This is a genomic window from Tenacibaculum sp. SZ-18, assembly GCF_002813915.1.
In the GTDB taxonomy this organism is placed as follows: Bacteria; Bacteroidota; Bacteroidia; order Flavobacteriales; family Flavobacteriaceae; genus Polaribacter.
This window is the reverse complement of record NZ_CP019335.1, coordinates 1294691-1316614: the sequence shown is the minus strand read 5'-3', so window position 1 is coordinate 1316614 and position 21924 is coordinate 1294691. Positions and strand designations below refer to the sequence as shown.

The 21924-nt window shown below is 31.0% G+C and carries 21 protein-coding genes; 10 read left to right on the top strand and 11 right to left on the bottom strand.

Annotation, left to right across the window (positions count from 1 at the left end):
* Nucleotides 1-74: 74 nt before the first annotated feature.
* On the bottom strand, nt 75-950 hold the full coding sequence (gene dapA, locus BTO06_RS06040) for a 4-hydroxy-tetrahydrodipicolinate synthase (protein WP_100924443.1): 876 nt from the start codon (nt 948-950) through the stop codon (nt 75-77).
* A gap of 194 nt (nt 951-1144) precedes the next feature.
* Here dapA and BTO06_RS06035 point away from each other — a divergent pair, with 194 nt between their 5' ends.
* The gene (locus BTO06_RS06035; protein WP_100924442.1) at nt 1145-1891 is read left to right on the top strand and encodes a 5'-nucleotidase C-terminal domain-containing protein; all 747 of its coding nucleotides are present in this window, start codon (nt 1145-1147) and stop codon (nt 1889-1891) included.
* Nucleotide 1892: 1 nt separating this feature from the next.
* Nucleotides 1893-2807: a bifunctional metallophosphatase/5'-nucleotidase gene (locus BTO06_RS06030; protein WP_100924441.1), complete on the top strand. Its 915-nt coding sequence runs from the start codon at nt 1893-1895 to the stop codon at nt 2805-2807.
* Between the two features lie 416 nt (nt 2808-3223).
* On the opposite strand, the gene BTO06_RS06025 is transcribed toward BTO06_RS06030, so the two are convergent.
* The 7 genes from BTO06_RS06025 to BTO06_RS05995 all read right to left on the bottom strand — a co-directional run bounded on the left by BTO06_RS06025 (nt 3224) and on the right by BTO06_RS05995 (nt 10909).
* The gene (locus BTO06_RS06025; RefSeq protein ID WP_100924440.1) at nt 3224-3907 is read right to left on the bottom strand and encodes a lysoplasmalogenase; all 684 of its coding nucleotides are present in this window, start codon (nt 3905-3907) and stop codon (nt 3224-3226) included.
* Nucleotides 3907-4479: a hypothetical protein gene (locus tag BTO06_RS06020; RefSeq protein WP_157811758.1), complete on the bottom strand. Its 573-nt coding sequence runs from the start codon at nt 4477-4479 to the stop codon at nt 3907-3909. Before BTO06_RS06020 ends, BTO06_RS06025 begins: the two co-directional genes overlap by 1 nt.
* A gap of 130 nt (nt 4480-4609) precedes the next feature.
* On the bottom strand, nt 4610-5164 hold the full coding sequence (locus BTO06_RS06015) for a lysoplasmalogenase family protein (RefSeq protein ID WP_157811757.1): 555 nt from the start codon (nt 5162-5164) through the stop codon (nt 4610-4612).
* Nucleotides 5165-5298: 134 nt separating this feature from the next.
* Entirely contained in the window at nt 5299-7296 is a 1998-nt protein-coding gene (gene ligA / locus BTO06_RS06010) for an NAD-dependent DNA ligase LigA (RefSeq protein ID WP_100924437.1), read from the bottom strand.
* Complete coding sequence (locus BTO06_RS06005) at nt 7296-7859, bottom strand: DinB family protein (protein ID WP_232731524.1); 564 nt, start codon at nt 7857-7859, stop codon at nt 7296-7298. The genes ligA and BTO06_RS06005 overlap by 1 nt, the downstream gene beginning before the upstream one ends.
* A 98-nt stretch (nt 7860-7957) precedes the next feature.
* Nucleotides 7958-9400, bottom strand: a complete 1443-nt coding sequence (locus BTO06_RS06000; RefSeq protein ID WP_100924435.1) for a glyceraldehyde-3-phosphate dehydrogenase — start codon at nt 9398-9400, stop codon at nt 7958-7960.
* A 123-nt stretch (nt 9401-9523) separates the two neighbouring features.
* Nucleotides 9524-10909, bottom strand: a complete 1386-nt coding sequence (locus tag BTO06_RS05995) for a trypsin-like peptidase domain-containing protein (protein WP_100924434.1) — start codon at nt 10907-10909, stop codon at nt 9524-9526.
* Between the two features lie 133 nt (nt 10910-11042).
* Between BTO06_RS05995 and dapF the strand changes: the two genes are divergently transcribed.
* The 4 genes from dapF to BTO06_RS05975 all read left to right on the top strand — a co-directional run bounded on the left by dapF (nt 11043) and on the right by BTO06_RS05975 (nt 14154).
* Nucleotides 11043-11819 carry a diaminopimelate epimerase gene (dapF, locus tag BTO06_RS05990; RefSeq protein WP_100924433.1) on the top strand — a complete coding sequence of 259 codons (777 nt, stop codon included), beginning with the start codon at nt 11043-11045 and terminating at the stop codon, nt 11817-11819.
* Nucleotides 11819-12346, top strand: a complete 528-nt coding sequence (locus BTO06_RS05985) for a GNAT family N-acetyltransferase (protein WP_100924432.1) — start codon at nt 11819-11821, stop codon at nt 12344-12346. Before dapF ends, BTO06_RS05985 begins: the two co-directional genes overlap by 1 nt.
* Nucleotides 12336-13367, top strand: coding sequence for an endolytic transglycosylase MltG (gene mltG / locus BTO06_RS05980; RefSeq protein ID WP_100924431.1), 1032 nt, complete (start codon nt 12336-12338; stop codon nt 13365-13367). The genes BTO06_RS05985 and mltG overlap by 11 nt, the downstream gene beginning before the upstream one ends.
* Nucleotides 13368-13569: 202 nt before the next feature.
* Nucleotides 13570-14154: a peptidoglycan-binding protein LysM gene (locus tag BTO06_RS05975; protein WP_100924430.1), complete on the top strand. Its 585-nt coding sequence runs from the start codon at nt 13570-13572 to the stop codon at nt 14152-14154.
* A gap of 30 nt (nt 14155-14184) precedes the next feature.
* Here the strand turns inward: BTO06_RS05975 and BTO06_RS05970 are convergent, their stop codons facing one another.
* The 3 genes from BTO06_RS05970 to dnaA are packed head-to-tail and all read right to left on the bottom strand — an operon-like array spanning nt 14185 to nt 16787.
* Nucleotides 14185-14889 carry an SAM-dependent methyltransferase gene (locus tag BTO06_RS05970; protein ID WP_100924429.1) on the bottom strand — a complete coding sequence of 235 codons (705 nt, stop codon included), beginning with the start codon at nt 14887-14889 and terminating at the stop codon, nt 14185-14187.
* Nucleotides 14890-14896: 7 nt separating this feature from the next.
* Nucleotides 14897-15346, bottom strand: a complete 450-nt coding sequence (locus BTO06_RS05965) for a low molecular weight protein-tyrosine-phosphatase (protein ID WP_232731523.1) — start codon at nt 15344-15346, stop codon at nt 14897-14899.
* 16 nt (nt 15347-15362) lie between these two features.
* Nucleotides 15363-16787, bottom strand: a complete 1425-nt coding sequence (gene dnaA / locus BTO06_RS05960; protein WP_100924427.1) for a chromosomal replication initiator protein DnaA — start codon at nt 16785-16787, stop codon at nt 15363-15365.
* A 170-nt stretch (nt 16788-16957) separates the two neighbouring features.
* Here dnaA and BTO06_RS05955 point away from each other — a divergent pair, with 170 nt between their 5' ends.
* The 4 genes from BTO06_RS05955 to secA all read left to right on the top strand — a co-directional run bounded on the left by BTO06_RS05955 (nt 16958) and on the right by secA (nt 21774).
* Nucleotides 16958-17362, top strand: coding sequence for an acyl-CoA thioesterase (locus BTO06_RS05955; protein WP_100924426.1), 405 nt, complete (start codon nt 16958-16960; stop codon nt 17360-17362).
* 66 nt (nt 17363-17428) lie between these two features.
* Nucleotides 17429-18001 (top strand): cob(I)yrinic acid a,c-diamide adenosyltransferase, encoded by a 573-nt coding sequence (locus BTO06_RS05950; RefSeq protein ID WP_100924425.1) that lies wholly within the window; start codon nt 17429-17431, stop codon nt 17999-18001.
* Between the two features lie 93 nt (nt 18002-18094).
* Nucleotides 18095-18316 (top strand): DUF2795 domain-containing protein, encoded by a 222-nt coding sequence (locus tag BTO06_RS05945; RefSeq protein ID WP_100924424.1) that lies wholly within the window; start codon nt 18095-18097, stop codon nt 18314-18316.
* Nucleotides 18317-18423: 107 nt separating this feature from the next.
* Nucleotides 18424-21774 carry a preprotein translocase subunit SecA gene (secA, locus tag BTO06_RS05940; RefSeq protein ID WP_100924423.1) on the top strand — a complete coding sequence of 1117 codons (3351 nt, stop codon included), beginning with the start codon at nt 18424-18426 and terminating at the stop codon, nt 21772-21774.
* The last annotated feature ends 150 nt before the right edge of the window (nt 21775-21924 follow it).

Below are 21924 nucleotides of genomic sequence, written 5' to 3'. Positions count from 1 at the left end.
CTATAACAAAGATGCAAAAAAGCTCATAATTCTAGACTATGAGCTTAATATATTTTCTTATGATACAAATGTATTTACTGATGGTCAATAAAATCTGAAATTTGTGTTTGTAATTCTTCCGAAGCCTTCACTAATGGTAATCTTACCTCATCTTCACAAATCCCTAACTTTTGCAGCATAGATTTTATTCCTGCAGGATTTCCTTCATCAAAAATCAAATCAATACTATCAGCAACTTTGTAATGAAACTCATAAGCCTCGTAAGGCTTTCCTTGTAAACCAAGTTGTATTAGCTTAGAGAACTTTTCAGGTAAACCTTGTGCAATTACACTTATTACTCCTGCTCCACCTGCTAAAACCATTGGAAGAGCGATCATATCATCCCCTGATATGACTAAAAAGTCTTTTGGAGCATGCTGAATTATTTTCATTGCTTGTACCATATCACCTTTTGCCTCTTTCACTGCAATAACGTTATCGAAATCTTTTGCTAAACGAACAACTACCTCAGGTGACATATTTGAAGATGTTCTACCTGGTACATTGTATAATATGATCGGTTTATCGGTTGACTCTGCCACAACCTTAAAATGCTGATAAATTCCTTCTTGAGTTGGTTTATTATAATACGGAGAAACTGAAAGAATAGCATCAAAACTTGACAAATCTGTAGTTTTAATCTCTTCAACAACAGCAGCTGTATTATTCCCTCCAATACCTAACACTAATGGTAATCTACCGTTATTCACTTCAACTATTTTTGTCTTTACAGCTTCTTTCTCTTCTCTAGTTAAAGTTGCTGGCTCTCCTGTGGTTCCTAACACAACTAAATAATTTATACCATTATCAATTTGATAATTTACTAATCTCTCTAATCCATCAAAATCAATAGAACCATTTTCCAAAAAAGGAGTTACCAATGCAACTCCTGTCCCTTTAAATTTTTGCATTACTCTTTTATAATTTGAGGATAAAATTACTGCTTTATTTCAGAAGTAATTATGTTTGTTTAGAGAATATACATTTTTTTTTATACTGTTAAATTTTATTGATTTTATTCATTTCGCTAAATAATCATGATAACTTTTCTTTCTTCTATAATATCGTATTTTAGCCATATAATTCTCAACAAATATTACAATTAATGAAAAAAATACTTTTTTCTTTTTGCCTACTTTTCCTTTTCAACTGTGAAGAAGCGAAAAAGTCATTGGTAAAAATTACAGCGAAATCAATTAAAGTTGATTCTACTTTATCCCCAGATAATAGTATTGAAAATATAATTGCTCCTTTTAGAGATAAAATGGAAACGTCTATTAACACCGTAATTACTTATACTAAAAAAGACTTAGTTAGAACCGATGGTGAATTAGAAAGTAGTTTAGGAAATCTAATGGCAGACTTGTCCTTCGAAAGAGCAAATCCTATTTTCAATAAAAAAACAAATAAAAACATAGATTTTGCAATGTTTAATTACGGAGGAATTCGTGCCGGAATTCCTGCGGGTGAAGTAACGAATAAACATGCTTTTGAGTTAATGCCTTTTGAAAATAGTTTAGTTGTTGTTGAACTTAAACCAGAAAAAATAAAAGAATTAGTGACCTATCTGATTAAAAATAATAAAGCTCATCCTTTATCAAAACAAATAAAGCTTAGTGTAAAAAACGAAAATTATTCATTATCAATAAATGGTGATTCTTTTGATAACAGCCGTAATTATTTCGTTTTAACTTCGGACTATTTACAAAGTGGTGGTGATAAAATGGATTTCTTTAAAAATCCAGTGACCTTGCACAAACTCGATTATAAAGTTAGAAATGCAATTATCGATTATTTTAAGAGTAAAGATACATTAATAAGTAATTTAAACGAACGATTTAAAAAACAGTAAAATGGATAGAAGAAAATTTTTAAAACAAACTACTGCTGCTTCTGCATTCACTGCTCTAGGAGGATTAACTCTACCTAGTTTCACGACTAAAAAGCAAACGAAAATCACCATTTTACATACAAACGACACACATAGTCACATTGACCCTTTTGAGGGCTCTCATTACAAATACGCAAATCAAGGTGGTGTAGCTCGAAGAGCTTCCGTTGTAACTGAAATTAGAAAAAACAACCCGAATACTTTACTACTAGATGCTGGAGATATTTTTCAGGGAACACCATATTTCAATTATTTCGGTGGTGAATTAGAGTTCAAGTTGATGAGTATGATGAAATATGATGCGGCAACAATCGGAAATCATGATTTTGATAATAGTATCGATGGATTATACAAACAATTACCTCACGCGAAGTTTAGTTTTTTATCTGCGAATTACGACTTTAAAAACACTGTTTTAGACACTCACGTAAAACCTTACGAAATTTTTGTTCGTGATGGAATTAAAATTGGTGTTTTTGGTTTAGGAGTGGAGTTAACTGGCTTAGTTGACCCAAAAATGTTTAAAGAAACTACTTATTTAGATCCAGTTGAAATTGCTCAAGATATGAGTAGAGTTTTAAAGGAAGAAAAGCAATGTGATTTAGTTATTTGTTTATCTCACTTAGGTTATTATTACAAAAGAAACCCAGAAAAAATTTCAGACTTAAATTTAGCTAAATCAACAAAAAATATTGATTTAATTATTGGAGGACATACGCATACATTTTTACCAAAACCAACTTTAGTAAAGAATCTCAATAATGAAAATGTATTGGTGAATCAGGTAGGTGCTTACGGTGTAAATCTTGGTAGAATTGATTTCTATTTTGATGCTGACAAAAATAAATCTTCAGATGGAAAAGTGATTATAGTGTAAGTTAGATAGGTTTCAGAATCTACATTTTTACATAATATTGGCATTAAAAAAATTAATACGAACTCCTAAAATTAATCATCGTAGTCATTGTTTTTAAAACTTTATTCTTAAAGTTTTCTGGACACAAAGAAATTTTGATTTATTTACAGAAGTCGCTTAGGAAAGAGAACAGTTAATGCAAATTAGAATGGGAATTTTAAACCAACTTCTCAAATCGTATTAATTATTCCCAAAGGAGTTTGGTTAAGAACTGATTTAACCGTTGGTTTAATGAGTGGAGCTATTTTTTCTCATTTGACCATAATTGGAATTTAACACAATAATGATGATGGTTTACTTTTCATTATGGCTGTAATTACTTTATTAGCTGGAGGGATTTATAATTTCAAGATAGAAATACAATTCCTTTTTTAAATTTATAATTCAGAATTCAAGGATTTAGAAATTATGGCTTTACAAATAAAATACTGGGCAACAATATAAGTAATCATAATAATCATTCCTAAATCTGCCTGAATCAAATAAAACTTATTTATAGCAATTGTGCTATCAGATAAAATAAAAATTATAGCACCAATAAACAACCAAAGATTTTCGGTTGCTTTATTCTTTAAATAGTTAATCAAAGCAAAAGTTCCGAATGATGAAATCACTAAACCATAGACAATAACAGGAATAAGTAATTCATTCAAATTATCTTTAATAAAAAATACAATTGCTCCAAAATAAACCAAAAAGATAATACCATACTTCATAAATGTGATAATAGATAACTTTTGTAAAAAACCTTTTATAACCTTAATGTAAATAAGGTGTGTGATTAAAAAAGAAACTAACCCTAATACAAAGAATTTTTCAGGAAAAAGCAACAATAGATCGCCCCAAAAAGAGAAGAATAAGGCAGAAAGATATAAAAAACTTGGTTTCTTAACAGAAACTAAATAGAAAGCCGCCAATGAAACCATTAACAATGGTTTAAAAATGAACTCTAAAACTATTTTTTTCTGATAAACTCCAGTAAGTTCCAATACAGAAACTAAGAAGAATAAAATTGAAAAAACTAATACTTTTTTACTGTTATGTTGATTTACCTGTACCATTAATCTATTAATTTTTCTTCTCTTAAAATAAACGACTTATAAAATAAAAAACATGAAATTAACCATATTGATAATGATACTAAGTCGTAATAAATATTTGATATGTTAAAAATTACCACTGCATAAATACAGTCGGATATAACTCTAATACATATTGTATAAAATAGTAATCCATTTGCATAAATCATTTTAAACTTGAAATTCAATAACCCGACAGTGAATAATAGAGAAGTTGTTATTCCATAAAAAAGTATAGAAAAATAACAATCACCTTTATCCTGAATTACGAATACAAATACAATTAAAAATAAAATAACAGACAAAACAAAATAAGCTGGGACTTCCTTCTTACCTTGCTTAGATAATGTTTCTAACATCATTTTAACTAATAACAAATTACTGATTCCATAAATAAATATTGCTAACCAAAACAAGTCTAAAGCAGAACTAATAATATCTGCAATAACAATCAAAAGAAACATAGAGGTAATCAAAGAGTCTCTTTTATTACTGCTAAAACTATACATTAGTAATAAAACAATAATAGGAATTGGCTTTGTCGAATTTCTCAAAATATTATTACTAGTTTCCACTGTACCAATCATGTACAAATACAGGAAACTTGTAAAAACAAAACCTAACAATAATACTATTTTATAGAATAATCTCAATAATGCTAAAAATTAATTAAACCCATGGCGGTTATTTTATTCCATCAAAAAAATCAGTAACTTTTTGTTCATTGAACAGGAAACCACGGTAAAACATAAAGTTTGATATCAATAAAGTACTCAATGAGAAAATATCAAAATAAACATCTGTTTTACTGAATAAAACAATCGCGTAAATAGAATCTGAAATGATACGGAAACCTATTGCAATTAACAATAAAAAATTAGCGTGTTCCATATTTTCAATATAATTAATAAGAATGAAAGATGTTACCAAACAAATACAAATACCGTAAAATATAATTGGCAGCATAGAGTTTCCCGGATCATTTAGCACAAATATGTAAACAACTGAAAACAAAAATCCAAAAAGTATCAGATAAGAAAAGAGCATCTTATACGTTTCTTTTTTTAGGTATTTTCGAATTTCATTTGCCAATAAAAGATAGGAAATTCCGTAAATTATAATACCAAGATTAAAACCATGTGAAATAGACGTTAAAACATCACCTATTAAACTCAACAGTAAAAAACCAATATAAGTTAATGTATATTTCTTTGTTTCAACCGAGTATAATGTAAACAAAATTAAAGTTGGAAACGGCTTAATTTCAAACTTATATTTATGATTAATAATAATTAAATAGAAGCTTAGTATACATATAAATCCATATAGTACAAAAAGTGAATATTTTATATTTTTAAACTTCAACAAGCTTATTATTTAATCATATTAATAAAGTCGTCTTCTGAAACAATATCAATTCCTAAATTCTGAGCTTTTGTTAATTTACTAGGTCCCATATTATCTCCAGCTACAATAAACGAAGTTTTCTTTGAAATAGAACTACCCACCTTTCCACCATTATCTTCAATGTTTTTTTTAAGTTCACTTCTACTCATCTGATGAAATACTCCTGATACAACAATAGTTTTTCCCTCTAATTTATTAGTCTGGTTTTGTAACTGTTCTTGTGATATTTCTAATTGAATTCCATAACATTTTAAACGTTCAATTATTGCCAAACTCTTTTCATCTTTTGAAAAGATCAATACACTTTCAGCTATTTTCTCTCCAATCTCATCAACAGCAATTAATGTGTCAAAGTTAGCATTCAGCAAATTATCAATTGATTTAAAGTGCTTTGCTAATTTTTTTGCAACGGTTTCTCCTACGAATCTAATTCCCAAGGCAAATAAAACCTTTTCAAAAGGTATCTTTTTTGATTTAGCAATTCCATCAATCATATTCTGTGCTGATTTCTCAGCCATTCTCTCTAATGGAATAATTTGTCCCACTTTCAGCTCGTATAAATCAGCAAAATTCTCAACCAATCCTTCTTTATAAAGTAATTCTACTGTTTCACCACCTAAACCATCTATGTTCATAGCCTTACGACTAATATAATGTTGAATTCTTCCTGTGATTTGCGGTGCACAACCAAATTCATTCGGACAATAATGTTTAGCATCTCCTTCATTACGAACTAATTCTGTTCCACATTCTGGGCAATGAGTTGCATATTGAGTCGGCTCAGAATCTGAAGGTCTCAATGTTAAATCAACTCCCATAATCTTAGGAATAATTTCTCCTCCTTTTTCCACATAAACCGTATCACCAACTCTAACATCTAATTTCTCAATTTGATCTGAGTTATGCAAAGATGCTCTTTTGACAATTGTTCCTGCTAAATGAACTGGCTCCAAGTTGGCAACCGGAGTAATTGCTCCTGTTCTTCCGACTTGATAGGTTATTTCATTTAATACAGTTGAAACTTGCTCTGCTTTAAACTTATAGGCAATTGCCCATCTTGGAAATTTTGAAGTATATCCTAATTCATCTTGTTGTTGTAAAGAATTCACCTTAACAACCACACCGTCAGTTTCATATGGTAAATCATGTCGTTTTTCATCCCAACGATTTATAAAATCTAAAACTTCATCGATCGATTTTGCTAATTCTATCGTATGCGGAACTTTAAAGCCAAATTTTCTAGCAGCTTCTAAACTTTCAAAATGAGTTTTATATTTTCTTTCGTTAGTAACCACCTGATAAAGTAAACAGTCTAACGGTCGTTTTGCCACTTCTCCACTATCCTGTAACTTTAAGCTACCACTAGCGGTGTTTCTTGGATTTCTGTATGGTTCTTCTCCATTTAACACTCTTTCTTCATTCATTAAATTGAAGCCTTCTAGAGGAAGAATTATCTCTCCTCGCATTTCAAAATCAGCAACAAAATCCTCTGACAAAACTAAAGGAATAGACTTTATAGTTCTAATATTTGTAGTTACTTCATCACCTTGAACACCATCTCCTCTTGTTACTGCACGAACGAATTTTCCGTTTTCATAAGTCAGATTTATTGAAGCTCCATCATACTTTAACTCGCAAGTGTATTCAATATCTGTAGTACCCAACATTTTTTGAATACGTTTTTCCCAATCTAATAAATCTTCCTTAGAATAAGAGTTATCTAAAGAATACATTCTATTCTTATGCGCAATGGTATTAAAGTTTTTAGTGATTTGACCTCCCACTCTTTGTGTAGGAGAATTCTCATCAAAAAATTCTGGATGCTGTTCTTCTAATTTTTGGAGTTCTTTCAATTTTATATCAAACTCATAATCAGAAATTGTAGCACTATCTAATACGTAATAATTATAATTATGTTTGTTTAGCTCTTCTCTTAAAGCTAATACCTTTTCTTCCACTGTCATTATTTTCTCAATTTACCTGTAAACACACTAACTCCTTTTGGAAATGGATTTCCTGATGATCGTCTGAAAGAAACAATCTGTCCGCAATGCCACAAAGCATCGGCAATCGGACCATTAATTGCATTCCAAAAAGGATATGCTTTGTCTCCAAAAATTATTTTAAATTCTGCTAAATCTGTTTGTATCTTTAAAATATCACTTGCCTTTTTCAAATTATTAAGAATCTTAACTCTTTTTTCTGCAAAAGACAATTCTAATTGTTTAGCACCATTTGGTCTATTTTCAGCCGCATTTAAAATCACTTGTGATAAACCTAATATATGATCAATTGTTTCTCTTGAAGATCTAGATTTTGAGGTTGGTTTAAACTGTAAATCCTTTTCTGTTAAACCTTCAGAAGCCCAATAAAATCTAAAACCTAACCCATCAATCATTCTACTCGCTACTGCTCCGGCAGAATAATTCTCCGAACTTTCCGGAATTTCATAATAAGGTAAATCTTGGGCTTTAACCTGATTAAACATAAACAAAAATGCAATTACAGATACAAAGGACTTCATCATTTTAGCTTATAAAATTTGAAGTGCAATTTACTACTTTTAAACAAAAAAAATCCGAAGTTAACACCTCGGATTTTGAAAGTTGAAATACTAGTTGTCTACTAATAATAGGTATATCGACGAACTTTTGCTATGTGCTTAGCCAAACGCATCACTTGGTGAGAATAACCGTATTCGTTATCATACCAAACGTAAATTACAATTGTATCTCCATCTACAATCGTAGCTTTACTATCAAAAATAGAAGGAGCTGTTGTACCAAGAATGTCAGAGGATACCAATTCATTGCTTAATGAATATTTAATTTGCTCCACTAAATCTCCCTCTAAAGCATATTGCTTCATTATTGCATTAACTGCTTCAACAGTAGTTTCTGAATTTAACTGTAAATTTAAAACAGCTAGCGAACCGTTAGGAACGGGCACTCTAATTGCATTAGAAGTTAATTTTCCTTCTAATGCAGGTAATGCCTTAGAAACTGCTTTCCCAGCTCCTGTTTCAGTGATTACCATATTTAAAGCTGCCGCCCTACCTCTACGGTATTTTTTATGCATATTATCCACTAAGTTTTGATCGTTCGTATATGCATGAATAGTTTCTAAATGTCCTTTCTTAATTCCGAAATTATCTTCTAATACTTTTAAAACTGGTGTTATTGCATTTGTAGTACAAGATGCAGCAGAGAAAATATCTATTAAATCTGGATTATTTTCTAAATGGTTTACTCCATGAACAATATTTGGAACTCCCTTACCTGGGGCAGTTAATAAAACTTTACTCGCTCCTTTAGCTTGTAAATGACGACTTAAAGCTTCCTTATCTCTAAAAGCTCCTGTATTATCAATAATTAAAGCATCATTAATTCCATATTCTGTATAATCAATATCTTCAGGCCCTACAGCAGAAATCATATGCACTGTAGTTCCATTGATAACCAGAGAATTGTTATCTGCATCAATCTGAACGGTTCCTAAGAAATCTCCATGAACAGAATCAATACTTAAAAGTGATGCTCTTTTTTCTAATACCGACTGATCAATTTTGCCACGAGTAACAATAGCTCTTAACCTTAATTGAGAACCTTTGCCCATTTTAGAACTTAATTCTCTTGCTAATAAACGACCGATGCGACCAAAACCGTAAAGTACAACGTCTTTTGGTTGAATAGCATTTGCATCAGTTGCATCTTTTAACTGATTCTTTACAAAATCAATAGTATCTACGTCAGTATTTTCGATTAGATAATACTCATATGCTAATTTTCCGATATCTAATTTAGAAGCTGGTAAGTCAATTGATTGAATAGCCTTTGCGATGTTTAAAGCATCTTCTATTGTAATGGGCTTTGTAACAAACTCCTTAGCGTAATTGATCAAGTTTAAAACTTCACTAGCTCTTTTATCCACTAATGGGTTTCTAAACAACACTAATTCAATTGATTTATCATACCATAAATCGTTTACAATATTAATAAATTCAGTAGTAGCTCTTCGAACCTGAGCTTGATTTACCACTTCTTTTTCGTAATTTGTTATTGTTGACATAGTTGTGTTAACTAAATTTTTAAAAATTTGGTGCAAAAATAGTTATTTCAAACGATTTCGTAACCTAAAAAACCTAAAAAAACTCGATAGTAATATTATCGAGTTTTTGATTCTTCTAATTTTTTAAAATTTATATCTTTCTATTTCTCCGTCTAAATTCAGAATCTCTAAATACATTCTATTCATCGAAACTCCATATTTGTTTAGTATATTCACAGCTTCTGATGCATTTTCAATATTTTCACCATTAATTTTAACTATAATGTATCCTTTCCCTACATTATAATATTCAAAGGCTTTATTATCAGTTACTACAATTTTAGCTCCACCTTTAATGTCGTATTTCTTCTTATCATCATTTGTTACATCCTTTAACACTACACCAAAATTAGCAGATAAATATGTATCTCTTTTACTTAATACAACGGTCTTAATCAATGGCTCCCCATTTCTATTGACAGTTATATTTACTGACTCCCCAGGTCTTTTAGCTGTTAATTGGCCTTTTAAATCAGAGAACTTGGTAATTTTAACATTGTTTATTTTAGTTATAATATCTCCAGCTTTTATTCCAGCCTTAAAAGCTCCACTATCCTCATTAACAACTTTTACTTTCACACCTTCAATTTCTTTAGACTTCTTGTAATCAGGTTCAAAACCGATCAATGCCTCTTGAACATTACCAAATTCTAATAAGTCATCTATTATTTTCTTTGCAATATTTGAAGGTACAGCAAAAGAATATCCAATAAAAGACCCTGTTCTTGAACTAATTGCTGTATTGATTCCTATTAACTCTCCTCTGGTATTTACTAGTGCTCCTCCACTATTTCCAGAATTCACTGCAGCATCCGTTTGAATAAAAGCATCTATATTTGAATTTCCTTGCAAATCTCTTCCTTTGGCACTCACGATCCCAGCTGTTACAGTCGAATTTAAATTATAAGGATTTCCAACTGCTAAAACCCATTCACCTATTTTGGCGTTATCTGAATTACCGAATGTTATATATGGTAAATCAATTTCAGATTCAATTTTTAATAATGCAATATCATTTTTATCATCCGAGCCAATTAACTGAGCTTTGTATTTCTTTTTATTATTAAGTGTAACTTCTAATTCTGTTGCTCCTTCAATTACGTGGTTATTAGTAACGATATAACCATCAGATGATATAATTACTCCACTTCCAGTTCCAATTCTTTCTTGTTTCCTTTTACCATTTCCTGTTCCAAAAAACTCTTCAAAAGGATTATAAACTTCTTTAATAGCTGTATTTTTTACATGAACTACAGTATTCACTGTTTTTTCCGCAGCTTCCGTAAAATCTGTTGGAACCGAAGATGAATTTAATACAGCCGGTGTATAATTAGAATTCACTGTTTGAAGTTCCGGCTCGACAGTTCTCTCAACAATAACTTGTGGTTTTTCAATAAAAGCTTTGTAAGCTCCGAGTGATGAAACTCCTCCCAAAAATGCAATAGTCAATATTCCTAAAACTCTTTTCATAATTATTAAATTTTTAAGCTAATCAAATATACAATTTTAACATTTTAACACAATCTGTTTAACTTCTCTTTAACGGACTTTAACCGCCATTTAACAATCCTATTTTCCTATGTAAATACGTATATTTGCTCTAATGAATTTAGAGTTTTATAAGTACCAAGGAACTGGTAATGATTTTGTAATGATTGATAATAGAACTTCTTTTTTCCCAAAGGAAAAGAAGGAGCTTATCAACAAATTGTGTGATCGTAATTTTGGAGTAGGTGGGGATGGATTAATCTTACTGGAAAATGACGAGCATACTGACTTTAGAATGGTGTATTTCAATGCAGATGGTAACCAAAGTACCATGTGTGGAAATGGTGGGCGATGTATTGTCGCTTTTGCAAAGCAATTAAACATTATTGAAAACCAAACTACTTTTATTGCAATTGATGGTTTGCATCATGCAACTATTAAGAACGGAATTGTTTCATTACAAATGGTTGATGTGAATGATGTTAAAAATGAGAACGGATTTGTTTTTACTGACACAGGGTCTCCTCATCATGTCGAAATTGTAGAACACATCGGTTCTTTCGATGTTTATGAAAAAGGAAAACAAATTCGTAATGATATTTATGGCTCAGAAGGTAGTAATGTTAATTTTGTTGAACAACTCAATTCTAATTCGTTTAGAATAAGAACATATGAACGTGGAGTTGAAGACGAAACTTTAGCATGCGGAACCGGAGCTACGGCTGCAGCAATTGCAATGCATAAAACCAATAGAACGAAAGCTACCGATATTAACATTCAAGTAGAAGGTGGACAACTTGCTATATCTTTTGATGTAGAAAACAACGTGTATAAAAACGTATTTTTAAAAGGTCCAGCAGAATTAGTTTTTAAAGGACAAATTAAGATTTAATGCGAACATTAGTTGGGCAAAACATAAGTTTGAGAGCTATTGAACCTGAGGATTTAGATTTTCTTTTTCAAATTGAAAACAACGAACTCTTTTGGGAGGTTAGTCATACACAAACTCCTTTTTCAAAATTTTTATTGAAACAATATATCGAAAATTGCCATTTGGACATTTACGAGGCGAAACAATTAAGATTAGTTATCGAAGACTCATCTAATAAACAACCAATTGGTTTAATTGATTTATTTGATTTTAATCCACAACACAAAAGAGCTGGAATTGGAATTGTAATTCATGAAAATTATCAGCACAATGGTTTTGCTAGTGAAGCTTTGAAGATCTTACTAAATTATAGTTTTACAAATCTTAATTTACACCAATTATTTGCTAATATTGCTATTGATAATAAAAAAAGCATATCGCTATTTAAAAAACATAACTTTAAACAGGTTGGAGTTAAAAAAGACTGGTTATTTTCAAAAGGATACTTTAAAGACGAAATATTATTTCAATTCATCAATGAAAAATAAAATCATCATTATACTTGGAATCTTACTTTTTACATCTGGAGTAGTAGGAATTTATTTTTACAACAAAATTTTTTCAAATGCAGTAAAAAAAGAAACTTCAATATTTATTAAATCAAACAGTACAATGAATGATTTAAAAACCTCATTAGAAGGAGTTATAAATAATTACGAAGATTTTCTTTGGGTGGCAGATTTGAAAAAATTCAACAAACCTAAAGGAGGAATGTATGTTGTTAAAAAAGGAATGAATATGAATGAATTAGTTAATCTTTTTCGTTCTGGAAATCAAACAGCAATCAAAGTAACATTTAATAACCAAGATACATTAGAAAAATTTGCTGGAAGAATTGCTCAACAAATAGAAGCAGATAGTATTTCTTTATTAAATGTATTTAGAGAACCAAAATTTCTACAAGAAAATGATTTTACGGATAAATCTGTTCTTGGAATGTACATCCCTAATCAATATGAAATTTACTGGAACACCTCTCCTGAGAATTTCAGAAAGAAAATGCTCAATCAATACAACAAGTTTTGGAATAAATCGAGATTAGATAAAGCTAGCAAACTTGGTTTATCAGAAGATCAAGTAATTACTTTAGCTTCAATCGTTCAAAAAGAAACCGCACAAGTTTCAGAACGACCTATGGTTGCAGGCTTATATTTAAATCGTTTTAAAAATAAATGGCCTTTAGAAGCTGATCCAACAGTAATTTATGCGTTAAAACAAATTAACGGACAAGACTTTATGGTAAAACGTGTATTATTTAGAGATATTGAGAACACCAAAAACTCTCCATATAATACTTATAAGAAAGTGGGCTTACCTCCTGCTCCAATATCAATGCCTGATATATCATCAATTGAAGCTGTTTTAAACCCAGTCGAGCACGACTACTATTTTATGTGTGCTAGTGTGGATAAAATTGGTTTTCATGAATTCGCTAAAACCTTAGGGCAACATAACAGAAATGCTAAAAAATATCAGCGATGGATTAATAATCAAGGAATTAAGCGATAATTTTAACAAAAAATTATCTCTAATTTATAGACCTGAATTAAGATAATTTAACAATAAACTCTTTATCTCTGTTATTTTATCTTCAAAATTTACTCTTTAAAAATATAAATTCAATAAAACCTATAATTATACGAAATTTCAACTTTTGTTTTAGAGCGTATTTTTGTCATATATTTGCGCCCGCTAAACAGAAAGTATATTAATTATCAGAAAATTAGGGGCATTTTTAATTTTTATAACACTATTCAGTTTTACAGATAAAAAGGGAAAAACATCTGAAAAAACGAAGCCAATAAACTACAACACTACTGTTACCAATACAGAGCTATTAATCCTTGAAAAGAATTTCATAGGTTTTAAAGAAGCATTAGCTTTCAAAGAATCACAAGGAAGATATACAGTAGTTAATACATTAGGGTATTTAGGGAAGTATCAATTTGGAAAAGGAACATTACGCCGTTTTAAAATTTATGATACACAAAAATTCCTGAAAAACCCTGAACTACAAGAAAAGGCTTTCACTGCTCTTTGTAAGGTGAATAAATGGATTTTAAGAAGGGATATTTCCCGTTTCGTTGGAAAACGTATTAAAGGAATTTCCATTACTGAGTCTGGAATACTTGCAGCGGCGCATTTAGCCGGCGCGGGAAATGTTAAAAAGTTTTTACGTTCTTACGGTAATTTTGAGTTTAAAGACTCCTATGGAACTTCAATTGAATCCTATTTAAAGAAATTTGCAGGATACGATGTATCTCACATCAAGGCTGACAAAAAAGCTACTGTTTAAAAATAGAAAATTACTTATTAATGAATAATATTAGGCCTGTATGATGAAAATCGCGGGCCTTTTGTGTAAGTCTGGATTTTCTGATTTCCATTTTGAAACAGGTAATGTTTTAATGTATTCTGAAGGCAATGTAATATCACAAGCCACACACAATCTTGTATTTGCTTGTAATGTAGCTCTTAAATCATCCAACATTTTTCCATTACGATAAGGAGTTTCTATAAATATTTGGGACTGCTTTTTATCTCTAGACAATCTTTCAAGTTCTTTAATTGCTTTTTTCTTGTCTGATTTATCAATTGGTAAATAACCGTTAAAAGCAAAATTCTGTCCGTTCATTCCAGAAGCCATCATAGCTAATAAAATTGAAGAAGGACCTACTAAAGGAATCACCTGAATTCCTTTCTCATGAGCTTGTTTCACAATAGTTGCTCCTGGATCCGCTACTCCAGGAACCCCAGCCTCAGATAAAACTCCCACAGAAACTCCTTCCTGGCAAACATCAAGATAATTTCTTGTTTCTAATTCATGTGAAAATTTATCAATTTTCATGAAATGTAACTCTGCTTGCACTTTACTAGGTGTGATTCTTTTAATATATCTTCTCGCCGTTTTCTCATTTTCAACAATAAAATGATCTAAGGTCTCTATTACTTTCTTTACAGAAATTGGCATAACCTCTAAAGGTTCAGTATCTCCTAAAGTTGTTGGAATTAAATAAAGTTTACCTAACATAAATTATCTATTGAATTTTTGAAGCTATAATTGTACAAGCTTCATCAAGCATTCTAAAAACATTATCAAAGCCTTTGTCTCCTCCATAATATGGATCAGGAACATCTAAGTTTTCTCCAGGATTTGATTCATTCAAAATCATTTTAACTTTAGATTCATCGTCGCTATTTCTCGCAATATCTAAAATATTTTGATAGTTACTTTGATCCATAACATAAATTAAATCAAAATTATCAAAATCATCAACTTTGAATTTACGTGATCTTTGATCTGTAATGTCTATTCCGTTTAATTTTGCTACAGCAATTGATCTTAGATCAGGTAATTCGCCTTCATGTAAACCTGAAGTTCCTGCTGAATCAATGCTTGTAGCACTAGTTAAAATTTTGGATCTTAGAATACCTTCTGCCAATGGCGAACGACAAATATTCCCCAAGCATACCATAAGTATTCTCATATAAATACGTGTTTTATTAGAATGTTAATTTCTTAGTTAAGTCTTCAACGTACTTTCTAAATTGCTTATCAGTTTCAGTTAAATTATCAACTGTTTTACAAGCATGTAATACTGTCGCGTGATCTCTTTGTCCTATTTGACTTCCAATACTAGCCAAAGAAGATTTTGTCATACGTTTTGCAAAATACATTGCTAATTGTCGAGCCTGAACAACATGACGTTTTCTTGTTTTTGATTGAAGCGTTGCAACATCCATATCAAAATACTTAGAAACTACCTTTTGAATATAATCTATAGAAACTTCTTTCTTCGTATTCTTAACAAACTTATCTACAATTTGCCTTGCTAACTCTAAAGTAAATTCTTTTCTATTAAAAGAAGCTTGTGCAATCATAGAAATAATTACACCTTCCAATTCTCTAACATTGGATTTTACATTCTTAGCAATATATTCAACTATATCTTCTGGCATTTCTACACCATCTCTAAACAACTTACGCTGTAAAATTGAAATACGTGTTTCATAATCCGGATTTTGCAATTCTGCAGACAATCCCCATTTGAAACGAGATAATAAACGTTGCTCAATATCTTGCATATCAACAGGTGCTTTATCTGAAGTTAAAATTACCTGTTTTCCATTTTGATGTAAATGATTGAAAATATGGAAGAACACATCTTGTGTCCCTGCTTTACCCGATAAAAACTGAACATCATCAATAATTAAAACATCAATCATTTGATAAAAATGAATAAAATCATTTCTGGTATTTGACTTTACAGAATCAATAAACTGCTGTGTAAACTTTTCAGATGAAATATAAAGAACGGTTTTATCTGGATACTTATCTTTTATATCAACACCAATTGCATGTGCTAGGTGTGTCTTCCCTAATCCAACTCCACCATAAATTAATAATGGATTAAATGAAGTTCCTCCTGGTTTATTCGCAACAGCAATTCCTGCTGAACGTGCAAGTCTATTTGAATCTCCTTCCACAAAATTCTCAAAATTGTAATTAGGATTTAATTGTGATTCAATTTTAACTTTTTGTAAACCTGGTATTATAAACGGATTTTTAAGTTCTCTTTTAGATTCTAAGGGAACCGTAACTTTTTGAGGTTTTAAAGGGTTTCTGTTAGAACTAGGAATCTTTACTGTTTGAGGACTATTACTACTGTAAGTATTCTCCATACGAACATCGTAAATTAACTTAGCATGCTCCCCCAACTCTTTTATAAGAGCAACTCTTAATAACTTAATATAGTGTTCTTCTAACCACTCATAAAAAAACTTACTAGGAACTTGTACAGTTAATGCCTCTCCAGACAACTTAACAGGTTTTATAGGTTCGAACCATGTTTTGTAAGCCTGAGGTTTAATATTGTCTTTTATAAAAGACAAGCAATTGAACCAAACTAATTCAGCAGATTTATTCATTTAAGTTTTTAAGAAAAAAAATTACGTTCGCAACAATAATAATTGCAAAAAAAATATATTATTTACCCTCCCTACGGGTAAACAAAAGTGTGAATAAAATTCAGTAAAAAAAAATCAAATTGGTATTGATTATTATTTTTTTTTTACGTAAGATTCGCATAAAACATTAAATGAAAATTACACACAATTCAATTGTAAGGGTTCGATATGGCGAGACTGATCAGATGGGGGTAGTTTATCACGGAAATTATGCACAATACTTTGAAATTGGTCGAACAGAATGGCTCCGCTCCCTCGGAATTACATACAAATATATGGAAAAAACAGGAATTATACTTCCCGTAATTTCATTGAATTGTAACTTTAAAAAATCAGCATATTACGATGATGAATTAACCATTTCAACCATACTAAAAAACAACCCAAGTGTTAAAATAGAATTTGATTATGAAATTAAAAATCAATATCAAGAAATAGTATGCACTGGAAGTACGATTTTAGCATTTCTTAACGGTGAAACGATGAGACCTATGAGATGTCCTGAATTTATTCTAGAAAAGCTAAAAGTTTCTTAAACTTAGAGTACATAATGAAGAAAATTAATATCTTCATCTAACGTTAATAAAGATCAAACGAAATTAATGAAAATTTATACAAAAACTGGTGATAAAGGAACTACAGGTTTATTTGGAGGAACAAGAGTTCCTAAATATCATTTGAGAATAGAAAGCTATGGAACCGTTGATGAATTAAATTCTTACGTAGGGCTTATTAGAGATCAAGATATTGATGATATTTCTAAAAGCGCTTTGATTAAAATTCAAGACGAATTATTCACTCTTGGAGCTATGCTTGCAACTCCTCCAGAAAAAGAAATTTTAAAAAATGGAAAAGAAAGATTAAACATTCCTAAAATCGATATAAGTTCAATAGAATTTCTTGAACAAGAAATGGACACTATGAACGAACAGCTTCCGCAAATGACCCACTTCATTTTACCTGGCGGTCATCAAACCGTGTCATTCTGTCACATAGCACGCTGTGTATGTAGAAGAGCAGAGCGTTTAAGCGTTTCCTTAAATGAAGAAGAACCTATTGATGGAAGTATTTTAATATACCTTAACCGACTTTCTGACTATCTTTTTGTGTTGGCACGAAAGTTGACTCTGCTTTTAAAAGCGGACGAGGTAAAATGGATTCCTAAGAAGCTTTAAAGTTCTTTTTTTATTAACTCTTACATTTTCAAAAAAAAACTTGACTTTTTCAGTTTAAATTTTATTTTTGCAAAACACTAAAAACATTTAGAAATGTATTGGACACTTGAATTAGCATCTTATTTAGCAGATGCACCTTGGCCAGCTACTAAAGATGAGTTAATCGATTACGCAATTCGTACCGGTGCTCCGTTAGAGGTGGTAGAGAATCTACAGGATATCGAAGATGAAGGTGAGATTTACGATTCCATCATAGAAATTTGGCCAGATTATCCTACCGAGGAGGATTATCTTTGGAACGAAGATGAATATTAAAAACATAAATTCAAAAAGCCTCTAATAGAGGCTTTTTTTTTGCTTACTTTTAAGCACTAAATAACTAATTTACACACTGAATTAATTCAGATTAAAACATACTCAAAATGAGCATTTTAAATTCTTTTATTAAACTATTTGTTGGAGACAAACAACAGAAAGATTTAAAATCACTACAACCAATTGTGGATAAAGTGAAGTCTTTTGAAGATCAAATAGCCAGTCTTACCAACGATCAACTAAGAGATAAAACAATTGAATTCAAATCAAAAATTAAAGAGGCAACTCAACAATTTGATGATGAAATTTCAAAACTAGAAGAGGAAGTTAAGACTGCTGATATTGATCGTCAAGAAGCAATTTACAGCGAAATTGACAAACTAAAAGACGACGCTTACAATGCTTCAGAAATAGTTTTATCTGATATTATGCCAGAAGCATTTGCAGTAATTAAAGAAACTGCTAAGCGATTCGCGCAAAATGAAGAAATTGAAGTAACAGCAACCCCTTTTGATCGTGAATTATCTGGATCGAGACCACATATTACGTTAGAGGATGACAAAGCTTATTGGGCAAATTCATGGGACGCTTCAGGTAAAGAAGTTACTTGGGATATGATACATTACGACGTTCAGTTAATTGGTGGTTCTGTTTTACATCAAGGTAAAATTGCAGAGATGATGACTGGAGAAGGGAAAACTTTAGTTTCAACTCTACCTGTTTATTTAAATGCTCTCTCTGGAAAAGGAGTTCATGTTGTTACCGTAAATGATTACTTAGCAAAACGTGACCGTGCATGGATGGCTCCTATCTTCGAGTTCCATGGTTTATCAACCGACTGTATTGATTTTCATCAACCAAATTCTGAAGAAAGAAGAAAAGCTTACAATGCAGATATTACATACGGAACAAATAATGAGTTTGGTTTCGACTATTTGAGGGATAATATGGCTTCTTCTAAAGAAGACTTAGTTCAAAGAGCTCCAAATTACGCAATTATAGATGAGGTTGATTCTGTATTGATTGATGATGCTCGTACTCCGTTAATTATTTCAGGTCCAGTACCGCAAGGTGACCTTCATGAATTTAATGAACTAAAGCCTTTAGTATCCGATTTAGTTTCACTACAAAATAAATATTTAGTCGGTGTTTTAGCCGAGGCTAAGAAACTTTTAAAAGAAGGTAACACAAAAGATGGTGGATTTCTATTGTTGCGGGTTTATAGAGGATTACCAAAAAATAAAGCGTTAATTAAATTCTTATCTCAGGAAGGAATTAAACAAGTTCTTCAAAAAACTGAAAACTTCTACATGCAGGATAATAATAAGTTAATGCCCGAAGTAGATGCCGATCTTTGGTTTACTATTGAAGAAAAAAATAATCAAATAAACTTAACAGATAAAGGTGTTGCTCATTTATCTGACAAAACTCAAAACAGCACCTTTTTTGTATTACCAGATATTAGCATCAAGGTTGCTGAAATTGAGAACGCAGAAAGCACACCTGAAAAAAAAGCAGAACTTAAAGAAGATTTATATAGAGATTTTAGCGTAAAAAGTGAAAGAATTCATACTATGAATCAGCTTTTAAAAGCTTACACACTATTTGAGATAGATGTTGAGTATGTTGTTGTTGATAATAAAGTAATGATTGTTGATGAGCAGACTGGTCGTATTATGGACGGACGTCGTTATTCTGATGGTTTACATCAAGCAATTGAAGCAAAAGAAAATGTAAAAATTGAAGATGCTACTCAAACTTTCGCTACTGTAACTTTACAAAATTACTTTAGAATGTATCGTAAACTTTCTGGAATGACTGGTACTGCAATTACGGAAGCTGGAGAATTCTGGGAAATTTATAAGTTAGATGTGGTTGAAATTCCAACAAATAAACCTATTGCTCGTGATGATCGAGAAGATTTATTATACAAAACTACTCGTGAAAAGTATAACGCTGTAATTGATGAAATTGTAAAACTTGTAGGTGAAAATAGACCAGTATTAGTAGGTACAACTTCAGTTGAAATTTCAGAATTATTAGGAAGAATGTTAGCAATGCGCAAAATTCCTCATAATATCTTAAATGCGAAATTACACAAGAAAGAAGCCGACGTTGTTGCAGAAGCAGGAAAACCAGGACAAGTAACTATCGCAACGAACATGGCTGGTCGTGGTACTGATATTAAATTATCAGACGAAGTTAAAGCTGCAGGTGGTTTAGCTATCATTGGTACAGAGCGACATGATTCTCGTCGTGTTGACCGTCAGTTACGCGGTCGTGCTGGTCGTCAAGGAGATGTCGGTTCTTCTCAATTCTTCGTTGCTTTAGATGATAACTTAATGCGTTTATTCGGTTCGGAAAGAATTGCAAAAATGATGGATAGATTAGGATTAAAAGAAGGAGAAGTAATTCAAGATCGTTTAATCACAAAATCAATCGAAAGAGCTCAAAAGAAAGTTGAAGAAAATAACTTCGGAATTCGTAAGCGTTTATTAGAATATGATGATGTAATGAATTCTCAACGTGAGTTTGTTTATAAACGTCGTCGTCATGCTTTAGATGGTAAGAAACTTCAATTAGACATCGCAAATATGATTTATGATACTTGTGATGCTGTTGTTCGTCAAAATAAATTAAATAAGGATTTCCAAAACTTCGAATTTGAATTAATTCGTTTTTCATCAATGACTTCCCCTTTCTCCGAAGATGAATTCAATAGCAAAGATGAACAAGTTTTAGTAGATGAGTTATATAAAATAGTTTCGGCAAACTATAAAAAAGACGCTGATAGAAATGCAGTTCAGGCATTCCCTGTTATTAAGAATGTTTTCGAAAATGAAGGGGATCGATATGAGAGAATTGTAGTTCCTTTTACAGATGGCACTAAAACTATTCGTGTCGTAACTAATTTAAAAGAAGCGTACGAAACAGAAGCTAAATCTTTAGTTAATGATTTTGAAAAGAATATCACATTAGCAATTATTGATGAGAACTGGAAAGATCATTTACGTAAAATGGATGAATTAAAACAGACAGTTCAAAATGCTACATACGAACAAAAAGATCCTTTATTGGTTTATAAATTCGAAGCTTTCGAACTTTTCCAAGAAACTATTGATAAAATCAACAAAGAGGTTCTTTCGTTCTTATTCAAAGGAAAACTTCCTACTGAAGATGAATCTCAGATTTCTGAAGCTCGTGAACAACAAAGAGAAAAATTAAATTTACGTAAAGACGAAGTTCAAAACTCAACTCAGCAAGCATTTAGTAATGCTCGTAATCAACAAACACAAGAACAACAAGTTGTTGAAACAGTTGTAAGAGAACAACCTAAAATCGGACGTAACGAACGCGTTACTATTAAAAATGTAATGTCTGGTGAAGAGAAAGAAGTTAAATATAAACAAGCACTTCCTTTGATAGCAAAAGGAACTTGGGTTTTACACAACAAATAAAATCAAAATATATTAAATTATAAAAGCTCGGATAAAAATCCGAGCTTTTTATTTACACATAATTTACAAAACTTACATTCTCTTCAGTTTTATATAACAATCTATTAATTAAATCTTTACCAATCCATTAAACTATAAACATACTTTAGT